This is a genomic window from Pseudomonas sp. P4_D7 (genome assembly GCF_056401755.1).
On record NZ_JBFUIR010000078.1, the window covers coordinates 1 to 11,529 of the forward strand.

The 11,529-nt window shown below is 59.2% G+C and carries 13 protein-coding genes; 5 read left to right on the plus strand and 8 right to left on the minus strand.

The window, feature by feature from the left end:
* From AC1DVF_RS27450 to msuE, 4 genes are all read right to left on the minus strand, one after another.
* The coding region (locus tag AC1DVF_RS27450; RefSeq protein WP_477783468.1) for a sigma-54 factor interaction domain-containing protein at positions 1-425 on the minus strand (425 nt) is incomplete at its 3' end.
* 36 nt (positions 426-461) lie between these two features.
* Entirely contained in the window at positions 462-1,649 is a 1,188-nt protein-coding gene (locus AC1DVF_RS27455) for an acyl-CoA dehydrogenase family protein (protein WP_093435001.1), read from the minus strand.
* 55 nt (positions 1,650-1,704) lie between these two features.
* Positions 1,705-2,850: an FMNH2-dependent alkanesulfonate monooxygenase gene (gene ssuD, locus AC1DVF_RS27460; protein WP_007949711.1), complete on the minus strand. Its 1,146-nt coding sequence runs from the start codon at positions 2,848-2,850 to the stop codon at positions 1,705-1,707.
* Positions 2,851-2,860: 10 nt separating this feature from the next.
* Positions 2,861-3,424, minus strand: a complete 564-nt coding sequence (msuE, locus tag AC1DVF_RS27465; RefSeq protein WP_095048401.1) for an FMN reductase — start codon at positions 3,422-3,424, stop codon at positions 2,861-2,863.
* A 390-nt stretch (positions 3,425-3,814) separates the two neighbouring features.
* Between msuE and AC1DVF_RS27470 the strand changes: the two genes are divergently transcribed.
* From AC1DVF_RS27470 to AC1DVF_RS27485, 4 genes are all read left to right on the plus strand, one after another.
* Entirely contained in the window at positions 3,815-4,072 is a 258-nt protein-coding gene (locus AC1DVF_RS27470) for a hypothetical protein (protein WP_099756808.1), read from the plus strand.
* Positions 4,073-4,173: 101 nt separating this feature from the next.
* Positions 4,174-4,788: a LysE family translocator gene (locus AC1DVF_RS27475; RefSeq protein ID WP_116256570.1), complete on the plus strand. Its 615-nt coding sequence runs from the start codon at positions 4,174-4,176 to the stop codon at positions 4,786-4,788.
* Between the two features lie 205 nt (positions 4,789-4,993).
* Positions 4,994-6,160, plus strand: coding sequence for a cysteine desulfurase family protein (locus tag AC1DVF_RS27480; RefSeq protein ID WP_320337452.1), 1,167 nt, complete (start codon positions 4,994-4,996; stop codon positions 6,158-6,160).
* Between the two features lie 56 nt (positions 6,161-6,216).
* Complete coding sequence (locus AC1DVF_RS27485) at positions 6,217-8,025, plus strand: aminopeptidase P family protein (RefSeq protein WP_460091641.1); 1,809 nt, start codon at positions 6,217-6,219, stop codon at positions 8,023-8,025.
* A gap of 43 nt (positions 8,026-8,068) precedes the next feature.
* Here the strand turns inward: AC1DVF_RS27485 and AC1DVF_RS27490 are convergent, their stop codons facing one another.
* Positions 8,069-8,665: a 2-hydroxychromene-2-carboxylate isomerase gene (locus tag AC1DVF_RS27490; RefSeq protein ID WP_477783469.1), complete on the minus strand. Its 597-nt coding sequence runs from the start codon at positions 8,663-8,665 to the stop codon at positions 8,069-8,071.
* Positions 8,666-8,700: 35 nt separating this feature from the next.
* The gene (locus AC1DVF_RS27495) at positions 8,701-9,429 is read right to left on the minus strand and encodes an SDR family oxidoreductase (RefSeq protein ID WP_460091639.1); all 729 of its coding nucleotides are present in this window, start codon (positions 9,427-9,429) and stop codon (positions 8,701-8,703) included.
* Between the two features lie 91 nt (positions 9,430-9,520).
* Here AC1DVF_RS27495 and AC1DVF_RS27500 point away from each other — a divergent pair, with 91 nt between their 5' ends.
* Positions 9,521-10,084, plus strand: a complete 564-nt coding sequence (locus tag AC1DVF_RS27500; protein WP_093434982.1) for a TetR/AcrR family transcriptional regulator — start codon at positions 9,521-9,523, stop codon at positions 10,082-10,084.
* Between the two features lies 1 nt (position 10,085).
* Here AC1DVF_RS27500 and AC1DVF_RS27505 read toward each other — a convergent pair whose 3' ends face one another.
* Both AC1DVF_RS27505 and rhtA read right to left on the minus strand, forming a co-directional pair.
* Entirely contained in the window at positions 10,086-10,367 is a 282-nt protein-coding gene (locus AC1DVF_RS27505) for a hypothetical protein (protein ID WP_093434980.1), read from the minus strand.
* Positions 10,368-10,535: 168 nt separating this feature from the next.
* Positions 10,536-11,423 carry a threonine/homoserine exporter RhtA gene (gene rhtA, locus AC1DVF_RS27510; RefSeq protein WP_477783470.1) on the minus strand — a complete coding sequence of 296 codons (888 nt, stop codon included), beginning with the start codon at positions 11,421-11,423 and terminating at the stop codon, positions 10,536-10,538.
* Between the last annotated feature and the right edge of the window lie 106 nt (positions 11,424-11,529).

An 11,529-nucleotide genomic window follows, 5' to 3' on the forward strand; every position in this document is an offset into this window, starting at 1 on the left:
ACTTCGCGCTCCTGCAACACCCGCAGCAACTTCACCTGAATCGCCATCGGCAGATCGCCGATCTCATCGAGAAACAACGTGCCGCCGTCCGCCTCCTCGAACCATCCGGCCTTGGCACTCAGGGCGCCGGTGAACGCGCCTTTTTCATGACCGAATAATTCCGCTTCCACCAGCGACTCGGAAAACGCCCCGCAATTGACCGCGATAAACGGCCGATGACGGCGGTTGCTGAGGTTATGAATATGCCGCGCTACCAGCTCTTTGCCGGTGCCGGTCTCACCGATGATCAGCACACTGGCTTCACTCGGCGCGACCTGTTGCAAATGCGCGAGCAGGGCCTGGGATTTCGGGTCTTCGAACACCTGCGCGGTGGCGCGGATCGACGTGGCGAGCGCGGGGGAGGGCGGTAGGGTCAGCAGTTGCATGGGCTCGTCCTTCTTTTTAGTTCAAATGCAGGCAGGTCAGGAATAGAAAGTCGGCACCGGCAGCGACTGGTTCAGCGCCCAGTCGCCCAGCTCATGGAGTTTGTAGTCCAGCGGGTCGTGCAGGGTTTGCGTGCGCAGGTTGCGCCAGTGGCGATCGAGGCGCAGGGAAGCATGGGTGGAACGCGCGCCGGTCACTTCGAACAGACGGCTGCAAATCTCCAGGCCCTGACGGCTGGCGGCAACTTTCGCGGTAGCAATCGCTGTCGCGACTTGGCCGCGCTCTTCGGCACTGAGATTCGCACCCTTGGCCCAGGCTTCATCAAGCAATGCTGCCGCGCGTTCGACCAGCAGACGAATGCCTTCCAGCGCCACCCAGAACTCGCCGTAATGCGCGAGCACGTATGGATCTTCACGCACATCGCGCGCCGAGGATTTGTGCCAGAGCCGGGTTTCGCTGAGGGTGTATTGCCGCGCTTCTTCAAAGGCGCCTTCGGCAATCCCGAGAAACATATGCGTGAACGTCAGCTGCGCGATCAATGGCCGCAGGCAGGCGAACGGCGTGCTCAGCGGGCCGGGATCGAGGAGCAATTCCGACTCTTCGACGCGCACCCGTTCAAAGGTCGCGCTGCCGCTGTCGGTCTGGCGCTGGCCGATGTTGTTCCAGTCGTTGTGCAGGGTGATACCACTGCGGCCGCTGGGAATCGCTGCGATCAGTAATTTGCCGCCAGCGCTCTCATCGACGGCCGAGGCGATCAGCATTTGTGAGTCGCTGGCGCCGGAACAGAAGCTTTTCTTCCCGGAAAATTCGCGCCAGCCGCCGAGATCCTTGACCACGGTGCGAGTGTCGAGCGGGTTGAGCGCATTGCCCCAGAACCAGTTCTGCCGCGCGGTCTGTTCGAACCACGGCTGCCATTGTTCCGGCCGGGAAAACAGGCGCACGGTGGCGAGCATCAAATGATGAAAACCGAAAACGTGGGCGATCGAGCTGTCGACCTTGGCGAACTCGCGGACGACCTGCAGGGTTTCACTCCAGCTCGCGCCGAGGCCGCCGTAGCGGGTGGGAATGCTCAGGGCCAGCAGGCCGCTGTTGCGCAGGGCATCGCGCTCGACTTTTGGCGTGCCACCACGTTCGTCACGTTCGACGGCGGTCAGGGCAAACTCGGCAGCCAGTTGGCGAGCGGTCTGCAATGGGGATAACAAAGTACTTTGCGGTTTGGCGGTCACACCAACACTCCTGAATTCACTCAGCCTGCGGCTGCTCCTACACAAGAGATCCGGTTTACGCCGAGGCTTTTGTGGGCAGCACATCATTGGCAATCATTTCGCCAAACGGCCCGGTCAGATTGGTCACGCCACGCCCGGCCAGACTGGCGTAAGGCTCGGGCAACAGCGGGAACACCAGCTCGGCAAAGCGGTAAGCCTCTTCCAGATGCGGATAACCGGAGAAGATGAAACTCTCGATGCCCAGATCCGCGTATTCCTTGATCCGCGCCGCCACTTGCTGCGGATCGCCGACCAGCGCCGTACCGGCACCGCCACGCACCAGACCGACACCAGCCCACAGATTCGGAGCGATCTCGAGGTTATCGCGACGACCATCGTGCAAAGCCGCCATGCGCCGTTGACCTTCCGAGTCGAAGCGCGAGAAGGATTTCTGCGCGGCCTCAATAGTCTCGTCGCTGATGTGTTCGATCAGTTTGTCCGCCGCTTTCCACGCCTCTTCGGCGGTCTCGCGCACGATCACGTGTAAGCGGATGCCGAACTTCACCTTGCGCCCATGCCGCGCCGCTCGTTCGCGCACGTCGGCGAGTTTTTCTGCAACCGCGGCGGGTGGTTCGCCCCAGGTCAGATAGACATCGACCTGTTCGGCGGCCAGATCATGCGCGGCATCGGAGGAGCCGCCGAAGTACAGCGGCGGATAGGGTTTCTGCACGGGCGGATAGAGGGCTTTGGCGTTCTGCACCTTCAGGTGTTTGCCGTCGAAATCCACCGCTTCGCCTTGCAACACGCGGCGCCAGATTTTCAGGAATTCATCGGTAACTTCATAGCGCTCGGCGTGACTGAGAAAACTGCCGTCGCCACGGTTCTCGTCCGGATCGCCACCGGTCACGACGTTGATCAGCAAACGGCCGTTGGATAACCGGTCAAGCGTCGCAGCCATGCGCGCCGACACCGTCGGCGAGATGATTCCCGGACGGATCGCCACCAGATAACGCAGACGTTCGGTCAACGGCACCAGCGCCGAGGCGATCACCCAGGAGTCTTCGCAGGAGCGTCCGGTGGGGATCAGCACGCCGTGGTAGCCGAGGCTGTCAGCCGCCTGCGCCACTTGTTTCAGATAGTTGAGGGTGACCGGGCGCGCACCTTGGGTAGTGCCCAGATAGTGGCCATCACCGTGGGTCGGCAGGAACCAGAAAACATCCATGAACGGCTCCTCAGGCGATTTTCAGCAAAGGTTTGATTTGGGTGGCGAACAGCGGCGCTGCGCGTTCGGCGGCCAGGCGTATGCGCGCCTTCAGCAGCTCGCTGGTGATCTGGTAATCGGCGAAGTCGGCTTCGGTGGCGTACACGCCGATCGGCAAGGTCATGGCCTGGAAGAAGCTCAACAGCGGCCGCAACTGGTGATCGAGCACCAGCGCATGGCGTTCGCTGCCGCCGGTAGCGGCGAGCAGCACTGGGGTGTCGATCAAGGCGTTGAGGTCGATCAGGTCGAACAAGTGCTTGAGCAGGCCCGGGTAGGAACCGCGATAAACCGGCGCGGCAACGATCAGCAGATCGGCCTGTTCAATGGCTTGCAACTCGGCTTCAACCTCTGCACTGAGTTCCTGACGCGACAGCGCGCCGCCGAGCGGGCGAGCGATATCACCGAGTTCGATCAAATGGCTTTCAATGGACAAGTGCTCGGCCAGTTCGGCGATCAAAGCTTGGGTCAGTACCAGGGTGCGGGACGGACGCCAGGTGCCGCCGGAGAGGGCGACGACTTTCAGGGGACGCGACATGATCAGTTCCTTTTTTCAACAGTTGCTCAGCGAGCAGTGAGTGAGTCACCGGGTCAGAGCAAGCGCTGTACCAAGTCCTGGAAGCCCCGTTTTACAAGGCGTTGAGCGTTAGCGCGGCGGTCACCCCTGTGAGTAGCAGGGCGCTTTGTTGAATCAGTGTTGGCTGAGCAACAGTTGCTGGAGCAACAGTGCTCAGCCCATGCAGGGAGTTATAAAGGCAGTTTGTTATTCCGTAAAAGAACGTTAATTGATATTTATAGATCGTTAAGAGATATGTGCCAGCACGTGTCGATTTCCTGATAGCCACTATTGAGAGCGTTGATTTCTGCGCAAGCGTGCCCGGGCGTAGCCTTTGTCCATCGACTCCCCATTGCTCGCCAGGACGCTCCCATGAATCGTTTACTGACTGTCTCCCTGTTGCTCGCTGTCTCCGTACTCGCCGGTTGTGTTGGACATGTATCACCGGAACTGCGCCCTTACACCGATGAAGAATCCCGCGAATTGGCGATGGAAGCACTGAATCGCAGCGGCTTGTCCTTCGACGAATACCACGCGAAAAAAGCCCAACTGCTCGGTCAGTCGCAGTTCGACAAGAAAGCTGAAATGAGTGCCGAACGTGCCGTACAGCTGCACGGTCGTCCTAGCTGAAAACAAACTGTACTGCTGGAAGTTTTCCCCAACTGTCCGTGGGCTTGCCGGGCGGTGTGGGATAGGGTCTACACCTGAATGACCCTGATGGATTGCCTGCCATGAACCTCTCGCTTGACCTGCTGTTGGGCTTTGCCCTGTTTGCCCTTGTCACCTCGATTACGCCGGGGCCGAACAACACCATGTTGCTGGCATCGGGAGTTAATTTCGGCTTCAACCGCACCATCCCGCACATGCTCGGGATCACTTGCGGCTTCTTCGTTCTGGTCGTGGCCGTGGGCTTTGGCCTCGGTGCGGTGTTTCAGACCTACCCGATTCTCTACACGGTTCTGCGCTATGTTGGCGCGGCCTATCTGCTGTATCTGGCGTGGAAAATCGCTCACTCAGGACCGGTCGGCGACAGCGCCGAAGGCGAGTCCAAGCCGATCAGCTACCTCGGCGCCGCCGCGTTTCAGTGGGTCAATCCCAAGGCGTGGATCATGGCCATCGGGGCCATCAGCACCTACACGCCGATGCAGGGCTATTTCACCAATGTCGTGGTGATTGCCGCGGTGTTCGCCATCATCAACCTGCCCAGCGTCGGCGTCTGGGCGGCCTGCGGTACGTTGTTGCGCAATGTGCTGAAGGATCCGCGCTGGTTGCGCGTGTTCAACTGGGGCATGGCGGCATTGCTGGTGATTTCGTTGTACCCGTTACTTCTCGAAAGCTTTAGCTGACGCATTGCTTCAACCGCAGGCCGGATGCCTGTTAAGCTCGACTTCAGGAGCGTTCCTACGCACTTTTAAATGAAGTTGTTCTTCTTTAACGGCATCCGATCAGGTATTGATGACGCTCTCGAACCGACGCGCAGCTCACAAGGCTGCGCCGTGCCGTTTGCAGACACGAGCCTCCTGATCCCGGAACACGCTCTGCGAGTCATTTATGAACACACGTCCGTTGTATTTCGATTACGCCGCCACCACCCCGGTTGACGAGCGGGTCATCCAGGTGATGATCGAGTGTCTGGGGTTTCACGGTAACTTTGGCAACCCGGCTTCCAGCTCCCACGCGTTCGGCCAGCAAGCCCGACACACGGTCGAGCAGGCCCGCCGACAGGTCGCCGAACTGGTCGGCGCCAAGGCTGAGCAGATCGTCTGGACCTCCGGTGCCACCGAGTCCAATAATCTCGCCCTCAAAGGCGTGGCGCAGGCCCGCGGTGTCCCCGGCGGCCACATCATTACCAGTCAGATCGAACACAAAGCCATCCTCGATACCGCCCGCCAATTGCAGGACGCCGGCGTCGCCGTAACCTATCTGGTGCCGGATGTCGATGGCCTGATCACCCCGCAAGCGGTCAGTGAAGCCATGCGCGACGACACCTTTCTGGTGTCGCTGATGCTGGTCAACAACGAGTTGGGTACCGTCAATGATGTTCAAGCGATTGGCGAAGTGGTGCGTAGTCGCGAGGCGTTGTTCCATGTCGATGCGGCGCAGGGCGCTGGCAAAGTGGCCATCGATCTGGGGCAATGGCCGGTGGATCTGATGTCCTTCTCCGCACACAAACTCTACGGCCCCAAAGGCATTGGCGCGTTGTATGTCGGCCCACGGGCGCAGCAGCGGTTACAGGCGCAGATTCACGGCGGCGGACATGAAGGTGGCTTGCGCTCCGGGACGTTGGCGACGCACCAGATTGCCGGCATGGGCGCAGCGTTCGCGCTGGCCGCCGAGACGTTCGATGATGAGAAAAAAACGATCGTCGCGTTGCGTGAACGCTTGCTCGGACAACTGCTCAGCCTGCCGGGCGTACGTCTCAATGGTTGCGCCGCTCAACGCATTCCGCACACCTTGAGCCTGACCTTCAGCGAAGGTGAATTCAACAGCGCGGCGTTGAGCCATTCGATTGCCTTTTCCGCGACCTCGGCCTGCAACTCGGCCAGTAACACGCCATCCCACGTGTTGTTGGCGCTGGGGCATGACGCGCACCTGGCCGGTCGCACCATTCGACTGAGCCTCGGCCGCTTCACCACCGCCGAAGATATCGATAAGGCCGTGCAACTGATCAAGACCGCCTGCGCCAGTGCTCCGGCATTCTGGGCGACCGGGCTTTAAACGAGCCGACCTCTCGGCTACGAACAATAACGATGAAGTGATTAGCAGGAGACATGATGAGTACCCAGACCTCGACCGAAGGATCGGTGCCCCAGCGCCTGGCGCAGACCCGTGAACTGATGCGCCGTGAAGGCATTCATGCGCTGTTGGTGCCGTCCGCCGACCCGCACTTGTCGGAATACCTGCCGGGTTACTGGCAGGGCCGGCAGTGGTTGTCGGGCTTCCATGGTTCGGTCGGGACGTTGATCGTCACCGCTGATTTCGCCGGTGTCTGGGCCGACAGCCGTTATTGGGAGCAAGCGACCAAGGAGCTCAAGGGCAGCGGCATCGAACTGGTCAAACTGCAACCGGGTCAACCGAGTCCGCTGGACTGGCTGGCCGAGCAAACACCGGAAGGTGGTGTGGTCGCAGTTGACGGTGCGGTGATGGCCGTGGCGTCGGCGCGTACCCTGAGCAGCAAGCTGGAAGCACGCGGTGCGCGCCTGCGTACCGATATCGATCTGCTGCAGGAGGTCTGGAGCGATCGTCCGGGCCTGCCGAATGCACCGATCTATCAGCATCTGCCACCGCAGGCGACGGTCAGCCGTGGCGAGAAACTTGCCAAACTGCGCGAAACTTTGCGGGAGCGCGGGGCCGACTGGCATTTCATCGCCACCCTCGACGACATTGCCTGGCTGTTCAACCTGCGCGGCGGCGATGTGTCGTTCAACCCGGTGTTTGTTTCGTTTGCCTTGATCGATCAGCAGCAGGCGACGTTGTTCGTGGCGCTGAGCAAAGTTGATGGCGAATTGCGCGCAGTGCTGGAACAGGATGGCGTAACGCTGCGTGATTACAGCGAAGTCGCTGATGCCCTGCGTGCCGTTCCGAGTGGCGCGAGCTTGCTGGTCGATCCGGCACGAGTGACCAGCGGTTTACTGGATAATCTCGACAGCGCAGTGAAACTGGTCGAAGGCTTGAACCCGACCACGCTGGCCAAATCGCAGAAAAGTGAAGCCGATGCTCAACACATCCGCCAAGCGATGGAACAGGACGGTGCGGCGCTGTGCGAATTCTTTGCCTGGCTGGAATCTGCGTGGGGCCGCGAACGCATTACCGAACTGACCATCGATGAGAAGCTCACAGCTGCTCGCGAGCGTCGTCCGGATTATGTCTCGCTGAGCTTCAACACGATTGCCGCGTTCAACGCCAATGGCGCCATGCCGCATTACCATGCGACCGAAGAAGAACACGCGGTGATCGAGGGTGACGGCTTGCTGCTGATCGACTCGGGTGGACAGTACCTGGGCGGCACCACGGACATCACGCGGATGGTGCCGGTCGGTACGCCGAGCGAAGAGCAGAAGCGTGATTGCACGCGCGTGCTCAAGGGCGTGATCGCGCTGTCGCGCGCGCAGTTCCCGAAAGGCATTCTCTCGCCGCTGCTGGACGCCATCGCCCGTGCGCCGATCTGGGCCGACAGCGTGGATTACGGCCACGGCACCGGTCACGGCGTTGGCTATTTCCTCAATGTCCATGAAGGCCCGCAGGTGATTGCCTATCAGGCCGCGCCGGCACCGCAGACGGCCATGCAGCCGGGGATGATCACGTCGATCGAGCCGGGTACATATCGTCCGGGCCGTTGGGGTGTGCGTATCGAGAACCTGGCGATGAACCGCGAGGCGGGTAGCAGCGAATTCGGTGAATTCCTCAAGTTTGAAACCTTGACGCTGTGCCCGATCGATACCCGATGCCTGCTGCCGGCGCTGCTGACTGAGGAAGAGAAACAATGGTTCAACACCTACCACACAGAAGTGCGTGAGCGCTTGAGTCCGTTGCTTGAGGGTGCTGCGCTGGAATGGTTGAACACCCGTACTGCCGCCATCTGACTGGTTGCAATTCAGGCGCTGTTACCAGCGCCTGAATGATCGCCTAGCCCTGGCGCAGGGCTTCTTCAACGAAGTCGAGCCGATCCTGGCCGAAGAACAGCTGATTACCGATGAACATGCTCGGTGCGCCGAACACGCCGCGTTTAACCGCCGTTTCGGTGTTCTCCTTAAGCGCTGCTTTGACAGATTCATCGTTGCTCAGCGCCAGAACTTCCTGCGGGTCGAAACCGTGTTCGCTCAGTACAGCGGCGACAGTCGCGGGCTCGTCGAGGCTGCGTCCTTCAACCCACAGCGCCGTGAACAGACAATCGATAAACGCCTCAAAGCGTTCTGGCTGACGCAACTGGATACCCGTGACCGCACGCATCAGCATCAGTGTGTCGATCGGGAAATGCGGATTGAATCTCAGCGGCACCCCGTAGCGTTTCGCGTAGCGATCCAGATCCTGAAACATATACCGACCCTTCGCCGGAATCATTGCCGGTGACGCGTTGCCGGTTGCCTTGAATACGCCACCGAGCAGCATCGGGATGTAAATCAGTTCACTGTTCGTCTCGGCACAAATCTTCGGCAATTGGGTGTAGGCCAGATAGGTGGCAGGGCTGCCAAGGTCGAAATAGAACTCCACGGTTTTAGTCATTTTCGCGTCTCTGTCGTTATTGTTATGGCGTTGGCTTACCAGCGTTCATTCCAGGGGCGCAGATCCAGCTCGAACGTCCAGGCATCCCGCGGCTGACTGTGTAGATACCAGTAGTTCTCGGCGATGTGCTCGGGATTGAGGATGCCATCCTGATCTTTGGTCGCGTACTTTTCCGGAAAACCGTTGCGAATGAAATCGGTGTCGATCGCTCCATCGACCACCACATGGGCGACGTGGATGTTCATCGGTCCGAGTTCCCGCGCCATGCTTTGCGCCAGTGCGCGGATACCGTGCTTGGCACCGGCGAAGGCGGCGAATCCGGAAGCACCGCGAAGTCCGGCGGTAGCACCGGTGAAGAGAATCGTGCCGCGATTGCGCGTGACCATGCGTTTGGCCACTTCACGGGCATTGAGGAAGCCTGAGAAACAGGCCATTTCCCAGATCTTGAAATACTTGCGTGCGGTTTCTTCAAGAATGCTGCACGGCACATTGGCGCCGATATTGAACACAAAAGCTTCGATCGGACCGAGGCGAGTCTCGATGTCTTCAATCAGAGCGATTACGTCTTCTTCTTTGCGCGCATCGCAGGCAAAACCGTGGGCTTCACCGCCTTCAGCCTTGATCGCGTCCACCAGCGGCTGCAATTTGTCGGCGCTGCGTCGGGTGACGCAGGCGATGAATCCTTCTTTGGCAAAACGCTTGGCAATCGCCCCTCCCGTGGCATCGCCAGCGCCAACCACTAATACGACCTTCTTGTTAGTCATGGGTAGATGCCTTTATTAAACGATCGTTAAGTGAACGAACGTTATGCTAGGATCCAGACCACGTCAAGGCAGTCGATTCGAGGGCAAACACATGCGTTACTCCGCCAGTCACAAGTTGGAAACCCGGGAAAAGCTATTGCAGAGCAGCTCGCTGTCAGCAAAGCGTTCGGGGTTTTCCACGGTAGGCGTCGACGGCTTGATGAAGGCTATCGGATTGAGTGGCGCGGCGTTCTACAGTCACTTTTCGTCGAAAGATGCGTTGTTCACTGCCATCGTCGAGCGCGAGTTGGGTCAAAGCCTTGAACGATTGGGCGGGGAGGGCACGCGGGATCGTGAGCGACTGGAGCGCTGTCTCAAGCACTACCTGAGCATGGCTCACGTAGAGCAACCTGAGGCCGGTTGCGCGTTGCCGGCGTTGGGCGCAGAAATTGCTCGATCGGATGTTCGGGTGCGCGAGCAGGCCGAGCTGTGGATTTGCCGGCTTCAGGAGCGTTGGGCACAGATACTTGAGAGCGAGACCCTGGCGTGGTCGGTGCTGTCGCAATGCGTTGGGGCATTGGTGGTGGCGCGCATGTTGGCCACGCCGGACGTTCAGCAAGCGGTGCTGAAGTCCAGCCATGAAGAAATTGGCCGGCAGATTGCCGCGCAGCGCTGATCTATTTACAGATGACAATCATGCTGCGACTGGTGTAACCCGCAGGATTGAGACCGAACGGGTAATCGCCGGGCTCTTCGACGGTGTCACCGGATTTGGCGATGACCTTATAGCCTTTCGGCAAGCAAGCATTGGCGGCGCTGGCGTAGCATTTGTCCCAGGAGGACGATAGCCCTGAGCAGTTGATGTGCAGCCCTTTTTTTCCGCGTTTTACCTTGGTTTCCGAAGTCGCCGCACAACCCGCAATAGCCAGTATGGCGATCAGTATCAAAATTCGTTTCATTACCGTCCTTATAGCGGCCACGAGTCTAATGCCCGGGTTTGCCTGTGTTCGCCTGCGCTCTAAGCGTTTTGAAATCCCTGTCCGAAAAAATCCATGTCTGGCATTGGGTTACAGGTCTAAACATGGCCTAAATACGCACCAATTGCCAGACCTTCGTCAAAACCTCTTTCAATCAGCCGCTATTGCAGGCTTCGCGGCGCTACCCATGGTCATGGTTGCGCCGACAGACGCCAGAATAATGCACAGGATCGCCATCCATTGTGACAGTGTGAGGAATTCGTGCAGAAACAGCAGGCCCGATAAGGCTCCGAAAGCCGGTTCGATACTCATCAGTGTGCCGAATGTCCGTGCCGGCATGCGGGTAAGGGCGACCATCTCCAGTGTGTAGGGCAGGGCGGTGGATAGAATGGCGACGCCAATGGCAATGGGAATCAGGGAGGGGGTCAAAAGCGCTGAACCAGCATGCACGATGCCAATAGGGGCCACGAACAATGCCGCGATCATTACGCCTAATGCTGCGGTCGTCACACCGTTATCGGCACCTGCCTTCTGGCCGAACAGGATATAGAGCGCCCAACRGATACCGGCTCCCAGTGCATACCCAGCACCGACCAGATCGATTCCGGCGCTGGTGGCACCTGTTGGAATCAGCAACGTCAATCCTGCGGCGGCGAGAGCGATCCAGAGAAAGTCGATAGCACGACGGGAGGCATAGATGGCTACAGCCAGCGGCCCGGTGAACTCAAGGGCAACGGCAATCCCCAGCGGTACAGTGCGCAATGACATATAGAAGAGGAAGTTCATTCCGCCTAGAGCCATGCCGTAAACGATGACCGTGCGTAGCGACTTGGCGGTCAGCCTGGCTCGCCAGGGACGCAGTATCAACAGCATGATGACACTGGCAAAGATCAGCCGCAGCGTAGTGGTTCCCTGAGCGCCAACGATGGGGAACATGCTTTTGGCAAGTGAGGCGCCGGACTGGATTGATGCCATGGCTATTAATAGCAGGCCAACCGGGAACAGCATTGAGGCAAGAGAGCGTGGCTGGTCATTCATTGCGCGGCATCGTCCAAGGTAAAAAAGCAGGGTTTTATTTTGATAGTGGGCAATATACTGCGCATTCGTTGCCATCACGTCTATATAAAGGCCGTCTTTTCCTCCT